The 20,480-nt window shown below is 61.2% G+C and carries 12 protein-coding genes; 6 read left to right on the top strand and 6 right to left on the bottom strand.

Annotated elements, in window-relative coordinates:
* Genes tssE through tssA form a run of 4 tightly spaced genes read right to left on the bottom strand, consistent with a single transcriptional unit; the run spans nt 1 to nt 4,014 of the window.
* Nucleotides 1-411 carry a type VI secretion system baseplate subunit TssE gene (gene tssE / locus ACLEJQ_RS10750; protein ID WP_440794744.1) on the bottom strand — a complete coding sequence of 137 codons (411 nt, stop codon included), beginning with the start codon at nt 409-411 and terminating at the stop codon, nt 1-3.
* A gap of 8 nt (nt 412-419) precedes the next feature.
* Complete coding sequence (gene tssC, locus ACLEJQ_RS10745) at nt 420-1,895, bottom strand: type VI secretion system contractile sheath large subunit (RefSeq protein ID WP_440794742.1); 1,476 nt, start codon at nt 1,893-1,895, stop codon at nt 420-422.
* A gap of 23 nt (nt 1,896-1,918) precedes the next feature.
* A complete protein-coding gene (tssB, locus tag ACLEJQ_RS10740; protein ID WP_440794740.1) occupies nt 1,919-2,422 on the bottom strand; it encodes a type VI secretion system contractile sheath small subunit in 504 nt (167 codons plus the stop codon).
* A 32-nt stretch (nt 2,423-2,454) separates the two neighbouring features.
* Nucleotides 2,455-4,014, bottom strand: coding sequence for a type VI secretion system protein TssA (tssA, locus tag ACLEJQ_RS10735; protein ID WP_440794738.1), 1,560 nt, complete (start codon nt 4,012-4,014; stop codon nt 2,455-2,457).
* Between the two features lie 572 nt (nt 4,015-4,586).
* Between tssA and ACLEJQ_RS10730 the strand changes: the two genes are divergently transcribed.
* From ACLEJQ_RS10730 to ACLEJQ_RS10720, 3 genes are all read left to right on the top strand, one after another.
* A complete protein-coding gene (locus tag ACLEJQ_RS10730) occupies nt 4,587-5,618 on the top strand; it encodes a histone deacetylase family protein (RefSeq protein WP_440794736.1) in 1,032 nt (343 codons plus the stop codon).
* A gap of 11 nt (nt 5,619-5,629) precedes the next feature.
* On the top strand, nt 5,630-6,730 hold the full coding sequence (locus ACLEJQ_RS10725; RefSeq protein WP_440794734.1) for a polyamine ABC transporter substrate-binding protein: 1,101 nt from the start codon (nt 5,630-5,632) through the stop codon (nt 6,728-6,730).
* Nucleotides 6,731-7,001: 271 nt separating this feature from the next.
* The gene (locus ACLEJQ_RS10720; RefSeq protein ID WP_440794732.1) at nt 7,002-11,618 is read left to right on the top strand and encodes a dermonecrotic toxin domain-containing protein; all 4,617 of its coding nucleotides are present in this window, start codon (nt 7,002-7,004) and stop codon (nt 11,616-11,618) included.
* Between the two features lie 236 nt (nt 11,619-11,854).
* Here the strand turns inward: ACLEJQ_RS10720 and pdxR are convergent, their stop codons facing one another.
* The gene (pdxR, locus tag ACLEJQ_RS10715) at nt 11,855-13,483 is read right to left on the bottom strand and encodes a MocR-like pyridoxine biosynthesis transcription factor PdxR (protein WP_440794730.1); all 1,629 of its coding nucleotides are present in this window, start codon (nt 13,481-13,483) and stop codon (nt 11,855-11,857) included.
* Nucleotides 13,484-13,581: 98 nt separating this feature from the next.
* Between pdxR and ACLEJQ_RS10710 the strand changes: the two genes are divergently transcribed.
* From ACLEJQ_RS10710 to ACLEJQ_RS10700, 3 genes are read left to right on the top strand one after another with little or no spacing between them, the layout of a single operon-like run.
* Entirely contained in the window at nt 13,582-14,223 is a 642-nt protein-coding gene (locus ACLEJQ_RS10710) for an FMN-binding negative transcriptional regulator (protein WP_440794729.1), read from the top strand.
* Between the two features lie 2 nt (nt 14,224-14,225).
* Nucleotides 14,226-14,672, top strand: coding sequence for an N-acetyltransferase family protein (locus ACLEJQ_RS10705; RefSeq protein ID WP_440794727.1), 447 nt, complete (start codon nt 14,226-14,228; stop codon nt 14,670-14,672).
* A 10-nt stretch (nt 14,673-14,682) separates the two neighbouring features.
* Nucleotides 14,683-15,357: a GNAT family N-acetyltransferase gene (locus ACLEJQ_RS10700; RefSeq protein WP_440794725.1), complete on the top strand. Its 675-nt coding sequence runs from the start codon at nt 14,683-14,685 to the stop codon at nt 15,355-15,357.
* Between the two features lie 58 nt (nt 15,358-15,415).
* On the opposite strand, the gene ACLEJQ_RS10695 is transcribed toward ACLEJQ_RS10700, so the two are convergent.
* Nucleotides 15,416-20,365, bottom strand: a complete 4,950-nt coding sequence (locus ACLEJQ_RS10695) for a hypothetical protein (RefSeq protein ID WP_440794723.1) — start codon at nt 20,363-20,365, stop codon at nt 15,416-15,418.
* Nucleotides 20,366-20,480: the final 115 nt, after the last annotated feature.

Below are 20,480 nucleotides of genomic sequence, written 5' to 3'. Positions count from 1 at the left end.
CTATCCCTGTCTGACCTGGACCTGCCCGCCGCCGTCCAGGCATGCGGCGAAACTGACCTGCCGCTTCATGCTGCCAACCTCCAGGACCGCCTCGATGCTGAAGGACAATCGAAGCGGATCGGCGTCACCGGGCCTTGAAGCGACACGGACATTCCTGAGGCGCGGTTCACAGGCCTCGACGAACGCCTGGATCGCCAAGCGGGCCTGACTCCTTGCATCGTGCAGGCCCAAGCGCAGGTCATTGAGATCCGGAAGCCCGAAATCAGCCAGCGTCTGCACGCTACCCGCTCGGGTACTGAGCATCCTGGCCAAATGAGCAGCTACGGATGACGCGACACCGGCCTCGTGACTCATACCTGGCCGTGCTTCGACATCACCACCAAGGCGCTCAAAAAGGCTGCCATAAGTCATGAGGCCGCTTACGCCTTATCCAGCTTGCCGACCAGCGACAAGGTGAAATCAGCCCCCATGTACTTGAAGTGAGGCCGTACATTCAGGCCTACGCGATACCAGCCCGGCTCGCCTTCGACATCGCTGACAACGATCTTCGCCGCACGCAACGGACGACGACCACGGACTTCGGCAGCCGGGTTCTCCTGATCGGCAACGTACTGGCGGATCCAGTTGTTGAGCTCCCTCTCCAGGTCCGTACGCTCCTTCCATGACCCCAGTTGCTCACGCTGTAGAACTTTCAAGTAATGAGCCAAACGATTAACGATCATCATGTACGGCAGTTGGGTGCCCAGCTTGTAGCTCAGCTCCGCATGCTTGTCGTCGGCACCGGTGCCAAAGAACTTGGGCTTCTGCACCGAGCTGGCAGAGAAGAACGCAGCGTTATCGCTACCTTTGCGCATGGTCAGGGAAATGAAGCCCTCTTCAGCCAGCTCATACTCGCGGCGATCGGAAACCAACACCTCAGTCGCAATCTTGGTTTCGATCTCGCCCATGCTTTCGAAGTGGTGCAACGGCAGGTCTTCAACCGCGCCGCCGCTTTGAGGACCGACGATGTTCGGGCACCAGCGGAACCTGGCGAAACTGTCGGTCAGCCGGGTACCCAGCGCATATGCGGTATTGCCCCACAAGTAGTGCTCGTGGCTGTTGGCTACGGTCTCCTTGTAGGCAAAGGATTTAACGGGGTTCTCGTCGGGATCATATGGATTACGCAACAGAAAGCGCGGCACGGTCAGGGCGATATATCGAGCATCTTCAGACTGACGCAAGCTTTGCCACTTGGCGAATTGCGGTCCTTCGAAGTGGTCCTTCAGATCCTTGATGTCCGGCAGACCCGTGAAGCTTTCCAGACCAAAGAAGCTCGGGCCGGCCGCAGCGATGAACGGCGCATGGGACATGCAGGCGACGCTCGATACGTACTGCATCAATTTCACATCGGGCGCGCTGGGAGACATGAAATAGTTGGCGATGATCGCCCCCACCGGCTGCCCACCGAACTGCCCGTACTCGGCCGTGTAGACATGCTTGTAGAGGCCCGACTGCATGATTTCGGGAGAGTCATCGAAGTCCTCCAGCAGGTCACTCTTGGAGACGTTGAGCATTTCGATCTTGATGTTCTCGCGAAAATCGGTGCGTTCGACCAGCAGTTGCAGCCCGCGCCAGGCTGACTCAAGTGCCTGGAAGTCGGGGTGGTGGAGAATCTCATCCATCTGGCGACTGAGCTTGGCATCGATCTCGGCGATCATGCGGTCGACCATGGCCTTCTTGACCGGCTCGCCGTTGTTATGCGGTTTCAACAGTTCTTCGATAAATGCCGATACGCCGCGCCTGGCGATGCTGTAGGCCTCGTCATCCGGCAAAAGTCGGGTTTGAGCGACGATGCCGTCGAGAATGCTCTGTTCGTTGTGTTCGCTAATTGCTTGCTGTGCTGCACGGGTGCTCATCGATAGCTTCCTTGACTATGGGTTCAGGCGTCCTGGACGGCGGCATTCAAGCCCAGCTCATCCAATATTCGACTGCGCGAATCCTGGTCGGCGAGCACGTTTTCGATCGCTTTTCGAAACGCCGGCGCATTGCCCAGCGGCCCCTTCAGCGCCACCAGCGCGTTGCGCAACTCCATGAGCTTGTTGAGCTCCGGCACCTGGTCGACCAGATTGGCAGGGGTGAAGTCCTTCATCGAACGCACGCGCAGCTGTACGGCCAGATCCTCGGTTTCGCTCTCTTCCTGGAGGCGGTTCGCTACGCTCAGCGTCAGGCTCAGCTCTTGCTTGGCCAGCACTTCATCGAACGTCGTTTTGTCGATGCTGATCGGCTTGCGATCCTCGACGTTGCGTTCGTCCTTGCGGTGGGTGTAGTCACCGATCGCCAACAGCTTCAACGGCAGCTCGATCTCCTCCTGGGCGCCGCCGGTGGCGGGCTTGAAGGTGATGTTGATGCGTTCCTTGGGGGCGATCGAGCCTTCTCTGGCCATGATTTTTTCCTTACGTTCCAGGGCCCGAAGGCCTATTCAATGACCCGTTCCAGGTCGAGATGACACAACCTGCGATAGGTCTCTTCCCTATGCTCACGTATGGTGTGGCTCTGGGGTAACAGCTCGCAGCAGTTATGGAGCAGATGCAGTATCTGGAGCGCGAGTTCGGGCTCCCATACATGCAGCTCGGCGCGATGCAACATCTGGTCGAGCGCTTCGAGTTGAACCTTGGCAAGTTCGTATTTCCTGGCCGAGAAGCACAGGCGGGCCATTGCGAACCGCCAGAGGAATTGCTCGCGTGCCCCTTGGGCGCTTTGCATTCCTTGCCTGAGCGACCGGATGGCAGGCTTGAGCCCTTCCTGACGCAGGACCGCTTGGGCTTCTTCGAAAGCCTGCTCCCAAGGTGCCTGGTTGTCCCCAATGACAGCGGTATCGGGCGCAGGGCTGGCAGTCCGCAGGTGGGGCTTGACGTGGGTTTCGATCCAGGACCGAGTAGCCGGGTCGGCGAAAGCCCCCCCGTCATGCCAACGCAGTTCAATGACCCCCGGTAGTCGCTCGATGAACGATGCGAAATGGATTTCCACTTCCCGCATGGCTTGTTCGGCATCCAGGCCTCGCAGACATTCCCAGGCAAGCCTGTGGCCATCGAACCAGAACGGGGACTTCGCCAGGCTGGCCTCGATTTCCACGAGCAGGTCCGCGTAGTGCCCCTGCCGGAAACCGTCCGAAAATCTTTTCAACGTGTCCGCCGGCAGCCCGCGAAGTTGCGTGATCTGTTCGGCGTTCCGCTCGGGCAATACATCGATGGAGAGCCAGAGCAAGGTTCGATTGAGGCGTAGGGCACGGACATCGGTCGCTTTTTGCTTGAGCCACCAGGCACATAACTGTTGAGCGCCTTCCTGCTGCGCGCGCAGCGCCTTATGAGCCTCTTTTTCGCTTTCAATGGGGGTGCCAGGCGCGAGCAACTGCGTGGCGGCTTGTTTTACCTGGGCCACCACCGCCTCAATGGCACCGGGCTGGGGCAGGTTTTCGGTTGTACGTTGGATCATGGTGTTGAGCCGCCGGCACAGCGGCAACAACAACGGCGCGTCATCGCCCAACTGAGCGCTACAGATGGCCTCGAGGCCTGCAAGTCGCTCCGCCAGATGATGAAATATCGGCAACTGGTCCTTGATCGCTACGTCATCACCCAATGCCTGTTCCAGACGGGGCAGCAACCAACCGATGCTGGCTGCACGGGTTCGATTTCTGAGTGGATGCACCTGTGGCCAATGGTGATGACACAACTGCTGCAACAGGCCGATTCCGGCCAGCAGGCCTCGGTACGACTCGCACTGATATAACGCCCAGGTCAGCCATGCCGCGACACGCAGATCCTTCGACTGGGTGCGCAGCAGTTGCTCGCAGCCTTCAATGACTTTTGACCAGTCGACCTGGCTACTTCCGTGCATCGACCCGGCTTTATTTACCTCGCGCTCCAGTGCTTCGTATTCGTTTGAAAAGCGTACGTCCACGCCCACAAAACTCTCTTGGGAGATTGGGCTCCTGGCTATAGCCAGATAATGGGTGGACAGCTTTTCGGAATAGGACATTCGCGAGCCTGTTTTGAACTTTACAAATGGACTTACATGAGTGATTGGGCTATTCGCGTTGAATTTTCGCAACGACTTGTAGGAAGTTTCATCTCATGCCGTCACTACCCGCCCGACGCCAGTCAGCATGGGCTTCGATCTTTCGAACGCCCGACAGAATGCCAAGATTCAGCAATTAAAAAAGTAGGAAATTTCGCTTTTTCTATAAAAGCTGGAAATCAAATTCGCACTGGAAGTTTCAGCACAGAAATTGTCCTCTTAAATATTGTTTCAATGCCCCAGACGAAACACTTTCTTCACTGAATAAAAACCACACATCATTTTGTCTATGCCCTAAAGGCAAACCGTACCCATGGGATTAGCGACGGCTTCGCCGCCGAGCGGGAGCAAGCTCCCTCGCCACGGGTCGTAGCATGGTCCGGTTCAGCGGTCCAGCCACCGAGTTCTTCCAGGGGCCATTTGCGGTCAAACCTTTTGGCCGTTTCGATCCCCTTTTGGCCTCTCCTGCCGTTCTCTGAAACGCCCCGCCCCGCAAGACTGTGAGCCAACGATTCAGCCTGCGGAGAACAACAATGCTGACGATCTATTCGGACGATCATCACCTGCACCACGGACGCTGCGAATTGATGGACGGGCAGTTGATGCCCTGTTTCGAGATGCCTTCGCGTGCCGATCACGTGCTGGAGCGGGTCAAGGCTCAAGCGCTGGGGCCCGTTGAAGCGCCGGAGGACTTTGGGTTGGGGCCGATCCAGCGGATTCACACGCCCGCCTACCTGGAGTTCTTCAAGGGCGCCTGGGCGCGCTGGGCTGAGTTCGGGCGCGACGGCGACTTGCTGCCCTTTACCTGGCCGGCGCGGACGTTGCGCACGGTCATGCCCACCAGCCTGCACGGGCAGTTGGGTTATTACAGCTTCGACGGCGGGGCACCGATCACCGCCGGGACCTGGCAGGCGGCCTACAGCGCCGCCCAAGTGGCGCTTACCGCCCAGGCTGCGATCCAGCGCGGCGCCCGCAGTGCTTTTGCGTTGTGCCGCCCACCGGGGCATCACGCGGCCAGTGACTTGATGGGCGGTTATTGCTACCTCAATAACGCGGCCATCGCGGCCCAGGCATTCCTCGACCAGGGCCACAAGAAAGTGGCGATCCTGGACGTGGATTACCACCACGGCAACGGCACGCAGTCGATTTTTTACGAACGCAGCGATGTGTTGTTCGCCTCGATCCATGGGCACCCGGAGGCTGAATTCCCGTTTTTCCTGGGCTATGCCGATGAGCGCGGTGAAGGCGCGGGTGAAGGCTTCAATTTCAACTACCCTTTGCCGGCCGGCTCAGGCTGGGACACCTGGAGCGCGGCGCTGGAGCAGGCGTGCGGCGAAGCCCAGCGCTACGACGCCGATGTGCTGGTGGTGTCGCTGGGCGTGGACACGTTCAAGGACGATCCGATCTCGCAATTCAAGCTCGACAGCCCGGACTACCTGGCGATGGGCAAACGCCTGGCGGCGCTCGGCAAGCCGACGCTGTTCGTGATGGAAGGCGGTTATGCGGTGGCAGAAATCGGCATCAATGCCGTGAACGTTCTCGAAGGTTTTCAAAGCGCCCAATGAGGAAAAACAGCATGAATAAACTCAAGCGTTTAATGGCCCCGACCTTGTGCGCCGCGCTGCTGTGTGGCGCCGTTCAGGCCGAGGAGCGCACCTTGCGCGTCTACAACTGGTTCGACTACATCACGCCCAAGGCCCTGGACGATTTCAAGGCGCAGAACAGCCAGGTGAAACTGGTCTACGACATTTTCGACACCAACGAAGCCCTGGAGGCCAAGCTGCTGACCGGCAACTCCGGCTATGACGTGGTGGTGCCATCCAACGTATTCCTGGCCAAGCAGATCGAGGCCGGGGTGTTCCAGCCGCTGGACCGCAGCAAGCTGCCGAACTGGAACCACCTCGATCCCAAGCTGATGAAGTTGATCGAGGCCAACGATCCGGGCAACAAATTCGCCGTGCCCTACATGTACGGCACCATTCTGATCGGCTTCAACCCGGACAAGGTCAAGGCAGCCCTGGGCGACAATGCACCGGTGGACAGCTGGGACCTGATTTTCAAGGAAGAGAACATCAGCAAGCTCAAGCAGTGCGGCGTGGCGCTGCTGGACTCGCCTTCGGAGATTCTGCCGCTGGCCTTGCAGCACCTGGGCCTGGACCCCAACAGCAAGAAGCCGGCGGACTACGCCAAGGCCGAAGCGCTGTTGATGAAGATTCGTCCGCACATCACTTATTTTCATTCGTCCAAGTACATGGCCGACATCGCCAACGGTGACATCTGCGTGGCGGTCGGCTATTCCGGCAGCTTCTCCCAGGCCGCCAACCGGGCCAAGGAAGCCAAGAACGGCGTGACGGTGGACATGCGCCTGCCCAAGGAAGGCGCGCCGATCTGGTTCGACATGCTCGCCATCCCCAAAGGCGCGAAGAACCCGGACGATGCCTACACCTTCATCAATTACTTGCTGCAACCGGAGGTGATCGCGCCGGTCAGCGATTTCGTCGGTTATCCGAACCCGAACAAGGACGCCACGGACAGGGTCGACCCGGCCATTCGCAACAACCCCAACCTGTACCCGACCGAGGCGGCGATGGCGACGCTGTACACCCTGCAGCCGCTGCCCAAGGACGCCGAGCGGGCGCGAACGCGGGCCTGGACCCGGATCAAATCCGGACAGTGAAAGACTCTGTGAGAGCAAGGTTTGCCCGCGATCAGGCGTATGCCTGTCGTGAAGATGCTGGAGGTGCCGCCGTCATCGCGAGCAGGCTTGCTCCCACGGGAGTCCGTGGTGGGCGTGGAGTTTGCGAGCCGCATTAGCCGAAACTGTGGGAGCAAACCTGCTTCCACAGGGCATACATAGTTACCGCCTCCCCCATCTGGCACCGCCCTAGCATGGAAACCCCGGAGCGTTTTGCTGCGGGGTTTCCATGTATCAAGGCAGGGAGCCATAGATGACACCCACCGCTATCACACCGATCCCCAAGCCCGAGACCAGCCCCAGGGATGTCGTGCTCAATCAGTTGCTCGCCGGGCCGACGTATCCGGAGGTCGCGTCGGTACTGCTGCGCGATGCGCTCAAGAAGCTCTATCCCGAGCTAAACCTCGATCCCTATAACACCGTGGTCGGCGAGCCGGCCTGGGACATCGTCGATGACGAAATCGTGCGCCGCCCGACACGCTACGAAACCCTGAGCGAAATGCTGGCCGGGCTGGTGAATGAAAAAAGCGATCCGATGTTGCTGATCGAAGGGCTGCACTTCCTGACGCAGTTGCCGCTCACCTCCCCCGATGTGCATTTGCCAGTGCGAATCGACCAGATCGGGCGGTTGCTCAACGAGTTGGTGCCGGCGATGTTGACGGCCTGCCAGGAGCAGCAACTGGCGTACTGGAATGCCTCGCTGGGTGAGGCCGGCCCGCGCTGGCATGAACTCTCCAGCGCACTGCGCAAGGCCTGGAATGTCGGCCATGTAAAAGGCTGGACGTCGGATGAATGCGCCATGGCCAGGCAACTGTTTCAGTATCCTGACTATAAGGACCGCAAGGAGCATGACTCTTACGACAGCCACGCGTATCTGATCGACATCGATAAGGTCGATGGCCCCGAGGTATCGCGGCTGGGCGGTAACTCGATCGTGGTGCTGATCGGCACCATCGACAAAAAAGAGGTCATCCTCAAGTACTCGATCGTCAACGGCTATCAGAAATTCGACTCTCGGCAGGCCCTGGGGCAATCCCTTCCGGACCACTTTGGCAGTGCCACTTACCGCAAGATCCAGTGGCAGCTGTTTGAGCCCGACGGCAATATTTTCGATCACAAGGCCTGCGGGATGATTGCCGAGCAGGTCAAGGTCATCGGTTCGTTGCCGCAAACGTGGATGACCTACGAGAACAAGCCTGCCGGCGCTGACGATCCGGATGAAGATGCGCTGGTGGCCTGGTTCCAGAAGCAGATGCCTCACTGGTTGCTGGCAGCCTCGCCTTCGGATCAGACCCTGTTCGCCCAGCACATGAAAGACCTGTCGATCCTCAACCAGGTCCATGCCGGCAAGACTTACCTGGATGAAATTCCGCCCATTCGTGCCTACGCCTTGGACCTGCTGAGAACCCAGATGATCGCGCAGCATCCTGACGCCGCGAAGCTCGACCTGGAGGAACTCGAGATCGAAGTCCGCAGCCCGGTCATCTGGGGTAGTTTCGTGGTACCGGGCAAGATCGACGTCACCCGTTTCAGCCTCGTTGAGCTGGCCTTGCAGAACCTGATCGCGCTGCCACTGGGCGACAAGTCCCTGGTATTCCTGGACGAGACAGAGTTACCCGAGTGGCTGACCGTCGACTACCTCGAAGGCCTCATTACCCAGGTGGATATCGGTCGCGTATACCCCGAGTTGATCAAGCGCAAACTGCGTGACGATCCGGCGGAGTCGAGCCGCCGTGAAAAGCTGTACATCGAACAGTTGCGCATTCAGCTCCCCATGCTGGCGCTCGAATGCAAGATCCGCGGTGAAGGGCACCTGGACGACCGTGGCTACCGCTACGTCGCCGCCCTGATGGCGAAGCGGGAGGCTGATCGCAAGGTCGACGGCAAAACCATTGTCATACGCAAACTGGCCTTCGTACCCGAACTGCAACTGGGCGACGCCGAAGACATCGTCACCAATATGTTCGTCATCGGCCCCGAGGATTCGAGCGCCGGGCCTTGCCTGCTGTATCGCCCGATGCTGCAACCGCAGTTGAGCCAGTACCCCTCGTTCAGCAACCTGTTGTATGCGATCAGGCAGACCCCTTCGCTACGCCAGTCGGTGCTGGCCTGGTTACCCGACGGGGTACGTGACGACTACGGCCGTTATGTGTTCCCGGATTTACTGCCCTCGCCCTGGAGCATCGTGGCGTTCGTGGCTGCGCCTCTGACGTCCCTGGCCAATAGCGGGCCCGTCAGCCTGACCGACAAGACCCTGGGGGCGAACTTCCTGACGCAGCTGTTCAAGGCCAACGCCGATGCCATGGTCGAGCTGGCTGATCGTCAGTCGGTTTCCAATCGAGAAAATCGCTGGGAGAGTTTCAAGCGCGCCGGCTGGCTGATATTCAATCTGGCGCTGCCGTACCTGGGCACGGCGGTCGGCACCGCAACCTGGCTCTGGCAAATCCTGGACGACATCGACAAACTGACTCAGCTCAAGGACCCGGCCGACCGGCCAGCCAAATGGGAAGTGTTCACCGACCTGCTGCTGAACGTCGCACTGGCAATCATTACCCACGCCATCGACCGCGCCAGGGCCTCCCGAAAGCCATATCAGGCCCAACGCCCACAGGAAGTGCGCGAGCTGGAAAGTCTGCCCAAGCCCAAGCATGAGCTGGTGATAGAGCAACTCGAACCGCTTTCGAGCAAGGCGCTGCCGGCCGAACACTACGAGGCCATCCGTTCCAGCGGCGCCTTGATGGGCCGATCACGCGACAGCACCAGGTTGCTTGACACCTTGAGTATCGACGAACCCCAGGATCCGGGGCAACTGCAAACCGAGGGCGCGCTTAAAGGGCTCTATCAGCAGGGGCAGGACTGGTCGGTCAAAATGGCCGGCAGCTGGTTCAAGGTGAAGGTCGAAGGCGAGCTGGTCTCCATCGTCGATGGCAAGGACCCCACCCGCGAGGGACCGCCCCTGATAGGCGACGCTCACGGTAAATGGCACATCGACACGCGCCTGCGCATACGCGGCAGTGGCTCCAAAGCCATCAGGCAGAAAGTCGTGGCCGACGCCCAGCGGCGCCGGATTGATCTGCTGGCGGCGCTGAACAAATTCGAGGAAACGAAACCGCAGAACCAGCAACTGCTGACCATGCACGCCAAGGAAATGAACGAAGCGTCGGGGCCTGCCAGGGAAGTGAAGCGCGATGAGTACGTCAGCCTGCTCAAGGCACAACGCGCGAACTACGAACAGGCACTGACGGTACTGATGGAGTGGCCACTCTTCCAGTCCAGACCCGACTACCCCCGCACCCGGCTCGGCTACCTGAACGCGCAGATCAACTTCACCTTCGCCGAGATGGAAGCGCTTCAGGAACGATTCGCCCCGGCCATCGGTAAGGCCAAGAGCATGGTCACCTCCAGGGTCAAGGTGCTGGAGCAAGAGCACATCGATGCGGCCCAGAACATGGTCAACGTCGGTGATGACATGATCGAGCGCCTGGACTACATGGAAACACGCTTCACCGAGCTCAAGGAACTCGGCTATGAAGGCTTCGAATTCATCCGCCGGCACCGCAGAAAAATGCCGCTCTACACCGCCGCCGACCTGCGCCTGATCAAGCTGGATATGTACCGCCACCTGTGCCTGTCACTGGAAAGCGTCGAGACGATGCCCGAAGGTTGGGAAGCGCTCAACCAGGTTGTCGACAACGCCACGGTTGCGTACCAGAGCCTGCGCGACGCGATCGATGAGCGCAGCGTGATCCGGCTGGACGAGCGAATCGATGCATTTGGCAGCCTGGCCGAACAGTTCGCCGCCATCGATGAACACCTTCACTACCTGGGTACCGAATACCGGGGCAGCATACTGCCGCAGCAACTGACTCGCCTGCGCACGGGAATCGCTGCGCTCGAGCAGTGGACGGTCTATCACCTGGCGACTGCTCTGGATGAAAGACGCGACCGGCGAAACGCCGGCTCGCCTTATGAACAGCGCCCCAGACCCAGGAAAAAATTCATTCGTGCGCGCTTCTGGGGCCTGGTCAGTGGCGAACCGCGCCTGTCCAGAATGATGGAAGAAACCGATTGGCTCGACGTGAAGAATCCGTTCTCGGGAGACATCATCGTCACCTTCCACCGCAAGGAGACCGGTGAATGGATTCCCCATGTGAAACCGGACGCCGCGTCTGCCACGGTGCCGGCACTGGACGTCAGCATCGTCAAGGGTAATAACCTGATCAACGGGCTGACGGCATTCAAGGCGCAGATGGAGGAGGCGGTGAAAAAGCCCGGCCAGACAACCGCCGGTATCGGCATGGTGCTCAACGCTCACGCCGGTCGAATGGAAAAAGTCAGCGCGGCGATCAAAAAAGCGCTCGATCAGGCCCAGGGTGTGGAATCCAACGAAACCTTCGAGCTGCCGGAGGCACAACGGCGCTCGGCAGAGGCCCTGCGCACGCAACTCGATAAGGAAGCGAGCGCCCTGTATGTCCTGGGCTTCGACACTGTGATGAGTGTGATCAAGCAACGCCCGCCGACCATGAGTGGCGTGATATGGCTCAAGAGCCGCAACCAGATCTCCATTAGCAAAAAGACGAACCGGCAGCGCATCAAGCAGCCGCCCTACGGCTACCTCGACCGCTATGAGATCAAGGACCTGAAGTCCAACAAAACGCTCTGGTTTGCCGATTTCCGTTATTCGACCAACTGGGTGCCCGCCTACACTTTTCTGTCGGCACGCTTGAAAACCGTGGAGCAAGCCAACGAGAGGAGCACCCTTGACGAGGTGAACCAGCCCCTTAGCCAACGACAACTGATCGACCTTTACCGCAGTGAAATTGCGGTGGATCAGGCCAAGGAGGTGTTCTTTCAGAAAAAACACTCATGACACTCAGCGGCGGGCCTGTAAGGCTGTTCACTTAAGGCTTGTCTGACTCGTTGTGGCGAGGGAGCTTGCTCCCGCTGGACTGCGCAGCAGGCCCATCACAGCTGGCGGCGTTTTGCCTGCTGAACCGGGTTGCCGCTACGGGGGCCGCTGCGCAGCCCAGAGGGACCAAGCTCCCTCGCCACAGGGTGGGTGATTGTTGAATGAGCGGCGTTGCACTTCATGGCAGGTCTGACGCCTCAGTTTCTCCAGGCTTTCACCAGGTCCGCCAGCGCCGTTGCAATCGCCGCTGGCGGGACGGCAGCGAAACCCAGTACCAGCCCGGCCCGAGCCTGCTCTGCCGGGGTAGCCGGTAACCAATAACTGCTCAGACCATTGATTTCGACCCCCACCGCAGTGGCCTGCGCGATCAACTGGCGTTCACGTTCAACGTTGTCCACCGGCACCATGACGTGCAGACCCGCGACGACCGTGGGCATGGCACCGACCCCGGCGATAGCCTTCGGCCAACCGGCCAGCAGCGCATCACGCCGGGCCAGGGCGGCCCGGCGCATGCGCCGGATATGCCGCTGAAAATGCCCGGCGGCCATGAACTGGGCCATCACCGCCTGAGTACTGACTTCCGAGTGGCGCACATCCACCGCACGGCGCCGGGCGAACGCGTTGACCAGGCCCGGCGGCAGTACCAGGTAGCCCAGGCGCAGCGCCGGGAACGCCACCTTTCCAAACGTGCCGACGTACAGCACCCGTCCCTGGCGATCCAGCGCCGCCAAGGGCGCCAGCGGTGCGCCGCTGTAGCGGTACTCACCGTCATAGTCGTCTTCGACGATCCAGCCATCGTTGCGCTCGGCCCAGGCCAGCAGCTCCAGGCGCCTGGGTAGACTCATGACCACCCCGGTGGGGTATTGATGAGACGGCGTGACGTACGCCAGCTGACAATGGCTCAACGAAGCAAGCGCGGAGCAATCCAGGCCGTCGCTGTCCACCGGCACGCCCCGCACCTCAGCCCCGGCTACGGCAAATGCGTGCCCGGCAGCGCGATAGCCAGGGTTTTCCACCGCCACCACGTCGCCGGGGTCCACCAACAGCTGTGCACAAAGGCTGATGCCCTGTTGTGCGCCACTGGTGATCACAATTTGTTCAGCCGTGCATTGCAGGCCTCGGGAACTGCGCAGGTAAGCGGCGATCAGGCCGCGCAGGCGTGCATCGCCCTGAGCATCGCCGTAGCACAGCTGTTGCAGATCCGGTTTACGCCAGAAAGCCGCATTCAGCTTGGCCCAGACGTCGAACGGAAACAGATCGAACGCCGGGACACCCACTCGAAAAGCCCGTGGCGGTCCGCTGGGTGGCTGGGCCAAATGGTTCTTCCGGACCCGTTCCAGCGCCCCACTGTGGATAACTTTACTGGATGGACCCACAGGTAAATCCAGCCAATCTGTGGATAAGGTTGTGTATAAGCCTGTTGAAAACCCTGTGGATATATTTGTGGATATATTTTCCGGCGAAGGGCTTTTCGCGAGCAGGCTCGCTCCCACGTTCGAATGCACATTCCCGCGGGTGCGGGCCTGCTCCCGATGGGGTCCGCCCGGTACCAGAGAAGACAGCTCAGCCACATATGTGCCGTCCCCCACCCGCCCCTCGATGAATCCCTCGGCGTATAGCTGATCGTAAGCGCGCACCACGCTGTTACGGGAGATCGACAACGCCGTCGCCAGGTCACGACTGGCCGGCAGACGCGTGCCGCTGGCGAGGCGCCCGTCGAGCACCCGCGCACGCAACGCCTGGTAAAGCTGGCGACTGAGTCCATGACGACGGTCCAGCTCGATTCCGGCGGGGTTGAACGACAGCGGCGGCACGGTGGGGCTCATGACAACCTCGCAATGGTCCTATCGAATTGGCCCGAAGTGGCTCTTACAACAGACCAATAGCCTGCCTAGGATGCTCGCAATCGCCAAGGAAAATCGTCATGTACAACCCCAAAGCTTTCGCCGTGGAGGACCTCTCCGAGTTGCACCGGATGATGGACGACTGCCGCCTGGCCGTGTTGATCACCCAAGGTGAGCACGGCTTGCAGGCCAGTCATCTGCCGCTGCTGCTGGATACGCAACAAGGCCCCAACGGCAGCCTTTATGGGCACATGGCCCGGGCCAATCCGCAGTGGCGCGACCTGCAAGCTGGGGCACAGGCCCTGGTGGTTTTTGCCGGGGCCGATGCCTACGTCAGCCCGGCTTTCTATCCCGGCAAGGCCGAGCACGGCAAAGTCGTGCCGACCTGGAACTACCTGGCCGTACACGCCTACGGCAGTGCCGAGGTGTTCAGCGATCCGCATCGGCTGCGCAAGCTGGTCGGCGCCCTCACCGACCGCCACGAAACCGGTCGCAGCCAGCCCTGGAAACTCGACGATGCGCCGGCCGAGTACATCGACAGCATGCTCAAGGCCATCGTCGGGTTCGTCCTGCCCATCCAGCGTTTGGAAGGCAAGCGCAAGCTCAGCCAGAACCGCAGCCCGGCGGACACCGCCGGAGTACAGAACGGCCTCGCCGCCAGCCTCGACCCGCAGGATCAGGCGCTCGCACGCTTGATGCCCGCCCCCTCGCCCAAGGAGTGAACATGAGCCAGACCCAGATCCGCCTCGTCAGCGCTGACGACCACGCCGCCTGGCTGCCGTTGTGGCAGGCCTACCTGCGGTTCTACAACACCGAACTGCCGGACGCCGTCAGCCAGAGCACCTGGCAACGCCTGCTCGACGAGCGCGAGCCGACCCACGGTGCACTCGCCTGGCAGGGCGATAAGGCGGTGGGCCTGGTGCACTTCATTTATCACCGCTCGAACTGGAGCATCGAGAACTCCTGCTACCTGCAAGACCTGCTGGTGACCGAACAATGCCGCGGCACGGGCGTCGGCCGGCAGTTGATCGAATTCGTCTACCACACCGCCAAGGCCGACGGCTGCTGCAAGGTTCACTGGCTGACCCACGAAACCAACGCGACCGCGATCCAGCTCTACGAGCGCGTCGCCGAACGGCCTGGCTTCATTCAATTTCGCAAAGCCCTGTAAGGAGCGCAGCATGTCGATTTCACTCGCCGATTGGAAAGGTGTCCCGGCGCCTACCACCCGACTGATCGAAGGAAGGTTCATCCGCCTGGAAAAGCTCGACCCGGCGCGCCACGCCGACGGGTTATGGCACGCGCTCGAAGGCCCCGGCGCCGATCCGAAACTCTGGGACTACCTGCCCTACGGTCCGTTTTCCGAGCGTAAGGCATTCAATGCCTGGCTGGACAACCACGCTGCCCATCTCGACCCGTATTTCTTCACCGTGATCGATCGCGCCAATGAACAGGTGCAAGGCATCCTCAGCCTGATGTCCATCGTTCCCGCGCAGGGCCGCATCGAGATCGGCCACGTAACCTTCGGCGCGCCGATGCAGCGTTCGCCGAAAAGCACCGAGGCGGTGTACCTGCTGGCGAAAGAAGCGTTTGCCCTGGGCTATCGGCGCCTGGAATGGAAGTGCAACAACGCCAACGCCCGTTCGCGCTACGCCGCCGAGCGGCTGGGCTTCACCTTTGAAGGCGTGTTCCGCCAGCACATGGTGGTCAAGGGACAGAACCGCGACACCGCGTGGTACTCGATGCTGGATTCGGAATGGCCGGCGCTCGGCGCGGCGTTCGAGCGATGGCTCAGCGACGAGAATCAGCGAGAAGGCGGCCAGGTGCGCAGCCTGGCCGAATGTCGCTCGGCGTGATGAGCGAGCGAGGATCGCCACCGCGCATCGGCGCGCGGTGGCGATCGTTCAAGGTCGATCAGGATTCAGGCGGCTTCCTCGTGGCCAGGAACGGCTCGAGCACCTGCGGCGTCACCCCGCTTCGAGCGTACGGCCAGGCCCATTGGGGTATGGCCCCATGGGCACTGACATAACTGGCGAAATCCAGCCGGCCATGCCCTGTGGAGCTCGCCGAAAAATCGAAGTTATGCAGGAAGTACTGAACCTGTCGGTCGCTCATGGTGAACGCATCCCGGATCAGTCGATGCGCCCGGGCCTCATCATTGACCAGGCTGTCGATCAAGGCGCTGGTGAGCGCCGACTCGCTGTCCAACGAACCTGGTCGCCCCAATGCGAAACGGATGTTGTCGTCGCTGAACTGCGGCCCGATCAAGTCGTGCCAGATGGCCCTGGCGCTGTCGCGCGAAATCCCGCGCATCGAGCGAATGGAGACCCAAAGGTTCGACCGGTTGAACAGGATCGCGACCCGGCTGTTGGACAGCGGCTGCCCTGGCAAACTAAACAACCGGGCGACCGCCGACAGGTCACTGTCCTTGACGTACCGGACCTCCTGGAGAAAGCCGAAGAAATCCAGCAAGGCCTGGCGATGGGTGAACAGGCTGTGCAGGTTCCAGTCGTCGAACGGCCGCATCCAGTTGATATCGATGGCGCCATACCTCGTCAATTCGTCATAGCGGCCGCTGACGTAATCGCCGATGAGCTGAAGGCGCGAGTTGGAGATGCTCGGTGTGCGTATCCATTGCGACAGCAGGCTCACGGGGAACAGGCCTCCCAGGTTGGAGGCGATCACCGGAGACTTGAGTAGAATGCTTGCCCGCGCCTGCAACACGGGAAATCGCTCCAGCGCCACGGTGAGCAAGTCGACAAGGTCATCGGCGCGGTCGTAATAAATGTGTTGCTCCAGCAAGTCCGCATCGTCATCCATGAGGTTGCCGGTCTCCTGCTCGTAGCGTCTCTTGGCCTTCTTCAAGTCATCGCGGTCCACCAGGTAGGCACCGTTGAGCGTCTCTTCGAGCTGCGTCTCGTTGAGGTGGCCATGCAGGGCGTCGTCATAGCGCACATAGGCCAGGCTGTTCCTGGGGTGGTGATCGGTCAGCTCACGGGCCTTGAGCCCGTATTCGAGCATGATATGCACCACGTCCTGGGAAAACATCAGGTATTCATTGTTGAGCAGTTCGACGATTTCCGAACGGTTGATGGGCCCCAACAGCGTGTCTTCGAAGAAGGTCCGCAGGGATCGATCGGTTTGCGTGTAGTACGGGATGCTGCTCAGTATCGGGCGACCCGGTGCCCGGGGGGACAGGTAACTGCCGATGTGCCGCAGGATCTCGGGCGGCAGGGCGGCGTCCCAGGCCTGATTCAATGTTCGGCGCGCAGCGTCGCCAGCATAGAGGTTGAGAAAATTCACCAGCGGTTGAAACAGGTTATGCGGGTTGTGCGTGCCGTAGACAATCTGGCTCACATCGAAGACCGCGGCCTTGCCCATCAGATGCTCCAGGGAACGTGCGTTGTCGGCGAGCGCTTGCTGCAGGCCGGTGGGCGGGGCCACCAGGTAATTTCTCATCTCGGGGTGGCCTTCGATGTAGGCAGCGGTTTCGTTACGCAGCCCCTGCATCGAAAACCGCTGTGACGGCTGGCCCTCGTTCAACCCTCGGACGACGGCGTTGAAGAAGCAGTTGCCATCGGGGTCGAACGTGACGTCGGTATCGCCCGCCAGCCGCAGCGTGTAGTGGTTTTCCCCTGTGCGGATCAGCACGACGTCCGTGTCGGCGCGCAGCGGGTGCGTGCCGGTCGGGTAGCCGCTTTCGACCACGCCCGGGGTAAAGCGTATCGACCAGTCCTGGTGTCCACGCCGTTGATCGATGACCAACAGGCTGCGGTTTCGCGGCCAGCTTGGAAGGCGGGTGATGAGCGCGGGGACCAGGTCCATGATCTCGACGTCCCACTCATTGGGCGTGCGGACCAGGTCGGCCACGGCGCGAAGCGCGGTCGAGGGTTGTTTGGCGCTCGACGGGCCCGCTTGAGGCGAACCTGCCGGCGAGCGTTTACCCCCGCCCAGGCCAAAGCCGACGGCGTGCCATTCGCCATTGGGCGCACGCGCCACGGTGCTTCTCATCACGCCACTGGAGCGGATGTTCAACCCTGACACCGGGTCGACGATGGTCGCCTCGACGGCCCCGAGCGGCGTGTGGTCGTGCACCCGAAACACCGTTCCGTCGGGTTGCTGCACATACACCCGGCGCGCGGCGCTCCCCGTGGCGCTGTCGGTGATGGTGGGGCGATAGAAGCCGCGGGCGTCCGCGGGCAGCCCCCGGATCACCGTGGTATCGGCCACTGCATAGCGCCGATAAAGCGCCGCTTCGAGGGGCAGGCCAAACGGCGCGCCAGGCGCGTTCTGGCGCGCCGTCACCGCCAGGAAGGAGGAACCTCCTCGTACGTTGAAGCTCACGCCACCAAGGCCTGCGGTCTTACGGGTATTGGCCACCGCATGGACAAACGCCAGAGTGGTCGTGTTCGTTGGCACCGCGCCGGTTCTGAGCACCAGCAAGCCGGTCCTGATGGCACGGGTCAGCATCTGGAAGCCGGGGATCAACAACAGGGCGGCCAGGTCCATGACGATTTCCACCGCCATCATCACCAGTCGCGCAGTGGTTTGCAGGCCGATGTCGCGATTGCTGTTGGAGCGGTGATCCGCGTAGGCGCTGTGGTAGTTGACGTGGGCCCGGTGAAAACTCTCCAGCCAATCGTCGCTGATCAGCCAGCCCCGAATCAGAGGACGCCCACGGTGCTGGCCCAGGGCGCGTTTGATTTGTTCCTGATCGAGGGCTGAAATGCGCGAACGGAAATACGTGCGCCATTCTTCCTGCTGCAACAGCCCGGTAATGCCGTCGCTCAGGTCGGCGAATTCATGCAGGTCATTACCCTGGGGGCTGTCCGGAAAATACACGCCTACGGTGCCCTTGATGTCTGGCCCGGCCTGGTCTGAAAAAACCAACGCACCGTCGATGCTCAGGGCATTGCGCGGCGCGCTGCCCTGAGCATCGACACTGCCTCCCAGGAGCAGACCGTAGACATGAACCCGGCGGCCTCCCACCCATGGCCGCGTGGCTACCGTGGGAGATTGCACGATTGCCTCCAGCCAACTGGCCAACAGCTTTGGCGGATGGGCGGGCTTGGCGACCGGATCGATCACACGCGCCTTGAACACGGCGTCGCCCTGGAGCGTCGCCTCATAGCCCTTGAATAGCAGGTTGGCCCGGTAGGCCGCCTTCCAGGCCGCCTTGTAGCGAGGTTCGTTCATTCGCTCGCGCAACAGGAGTTCATAGTTGCCACCGGCGTCGATGCTCGTCGCCATCCTGGCCAGCTCGCCTCCGGTCATCGTGACCGAGAAGCCACTGTCCGGGTGCCGAATGCGTTGACCGTGGCGGTCGATCAGGTACACCGCCAGCACTTCGCGCATGGCGTTCGGGTATTGCTGCGCCCGCAGATTGTCGAGCATCAACTGAGTCAGGCTAGTGGTCCGCGATTGTCTCGGGTTGGCCCTGTCGCCGAAGAACAGCTTGACCTGGGTCCGATCCGGGTCCACGTCGATGCGCGGGTGGAAGGCTTGTTGTACGTACTGCCTGATCTTCTGCTGCGTGAACCGCACCAGCGTCGGCACGTCGCTGCCCAGAACGTAGACGGCGTCGAATACCTGGCTTTCGAGACGCCGATAATGGGCCTGCTCGGCCGGGGCCGCGCTCTTGTAGAAAGCGGGGCGACGCTTCTCTATCAAGGCTTCCTGGCGGGCCACCAGTGGCCCGGCCAACGATAACGACGGCAGGCCGAGGGCATCTTCGGTGAGCCGCGCAAAATCATTCACCGCAACCGTTGGCTTTGCGGGCGCGCTGAAGACCTTTTCCAGCGCTGCGCCTTGCATCTGCAGCAGGTCCGCGGCCGCCACCTCGAAGACATGCCCCGACAGTTCGGTGGAAATGTCCCGGATCACGTGCTCCTGGCCGTCAAGAAAGGGCCGTACGCGGCTGACCAGGTCCTGGAACGCTTCGAAGCGCTCAAGCCCACGCTCCAGGGAATACAGGAACAGCGAAGGCCGGTCGGTAAACTTGATCACCATCGCCGCCGGCCACTTCTGCCGCTGTGCCGCGCCGCTGTCGAGCATGACTGCATAGACATGAGGCACGGGAGCGCGCGACAAACGGCTCCGGTCGTCTTGGGACGGATGCGTGGTGATGAGGTCCAGCAGACGATCGTCATCGCTTTGCTGGATTCGCACAGCCTGGCTGGGCTGGGCGACAGGGTCCCGATCGGCCTTGTACAGATCGAACAGGTGCAGGAAGCGTCGGGACAACAACTGCGCCAGGGCGGCTTGCGTGGTGGACGAGGCCGTCACGCCCAGCGCCGCCTCCCAGTCCTTGCGCTGACGAAAACGCGCCAGCTCATCACGGAACTCACGTTTCACCTGCTCGTTCGTGGGCGGGTGCGGGATATGGAACACCGTCTGCAGGGCCCGCAACGTAGGCCCGTCGAGCGCGACGGCAAAGAGGCTGTCGGCGTCCTTGAGGGAATCGGGGCGAGTGAAAAAACCGACGCCACCGTTGGCAAAGTCAGGGGCCGTGCCGGTTATCAGGCTGTTGCGCAGCAGCTGGGTAAAGCTTTCTGTTGAAATCAGGATGCGTTGGCCGTTCGGGCTCGTGGTGAAGCGGTTCACATAGCAGTGATCCGGTTCCAGTCCCGCCAGCAGCGATGGACGAAACATCTTTGCCGCAATCCTGGCCTTGAGCAGGCCGACCAGCAGGTTTCCCATGACCTTGTCGAAGGTGGGAACGGCGGCGAACAACCGGGACAGCTGTACCTGGTGGGTGTCCAGCAGGTCCAACTGCCTGAGTTGCTCCCTCGCCTGGGCGTCGGTCGCTTCCGACTGGGGGCCGGGCGATGCAACACCCGGTTCATCGTTGGGGAAAATCGACATCTGAAGGGTCCGGTTCTGATTGAAGAGTCCGGACCCTATCGCGCCGTTCGAGCCGCCATGGCGTACATATGTATGGGAGACAGCTGGGCCGCTGCGCGAGCGTAAGTTGATGTGA

This window comes from Pseudomonas sp. SMV71 (assembly GCF_052042015.1).
Classification (GTDB): domain Bacteria; phylum Pseudomonadota; class Gammaproteobacteria; order Pseudomonadales; family Pseudomonadaceae; genus Aquipseudomonas.
Note: the sequence above shows the minus strand (reverse complement) of the source record. Positions and strands in the feature narration are given on the sequence as shown.

Bases quoted from the DNA above. Each gene is read 5' to 3' on its own strand.
- tssE (WP_440794744.1), bottom strand. From the start codon at position 411: ATGACTTATGGCAGCCTTTTTGAGCGCCTTGGTGGTGATGTCGAAGCA.
- tssC (WP_440794742.1), bottom strand. From the start codon at position 1,895: ATGAGCACCCGTGCAGCACAGCAAGCAATTAGCGAACACAACGAACAG.
- tssB (WP_440794740.1), bottom strand. From the start codon at position 2,422: ATGGCCAGAGAAGGCTCGATCGCCCCCAAGGAACGCATCAACATCACC.
- tssA (WP_440794738.1), bottom strand. From the start codon at position 4,014: ATGTCCTATTCCGAAAAGCTGTCCACCCATTATCTGGCTATAGCCAGG.
- ACLEJQ_RS10730 (WP_440794736.1), top strand. From the start codon at position 4,587: ATGCTGACGATCTATTCGGACGATCATCACCTGCACCACGGACGCTGC.
- ACLEJQ_RS10725 (WP_440794734.1), top strand. From the start codon at position 5,630: ATGAATAAACTCAAGCGTTTAATGGCCCCGACCTTGTGCGCCGCGCTG.
- ACLEJQ_RS10720 (WP_440794732.1), top strand. From the start codon at position 7,002: ATGACACCCACCGCTATCACACCGATCCCCAAGCCCGAGACCAGCCCC.
- pdxR (WP_440794730.1), bottom strand. From the start codon at position 13,483: ATGAGCCCCACCGTGCCGCCGCTGTCGTTCAACCCCGCCGGAATCGAG.
- ACLEJQ_RS10710 (WP_440794729.1), top strand. From the start codon at position 13,582: ATGTACAACCCCAAAGCTTTCGCCGTGGAGGACCTCTCCGAGTTGCAC.
- ACLEJQ_RS10705 (WP_440794727.1), top strand. From the start codon at position 14,226: ATGAGCCAGACCCAGATCCGCCTCGTCAGCGCTGACGACCACGCCGCC.
- ACLEJQ_RS10700 (WP_440794725.1), top strand. From the start codon at position 14,683: ATGTCGATTTCACTCGCCGATTGGAAAGGTGTCCCGGCGCCTACCACC.
- ACLEJQ_RS10695 (WP_440794723.1), bottom strand. From the start codon at position 20,365: ATGTCGATTTTCCCCAACGATGAACCGGGTGTTGCATCGCCCGGCCCC.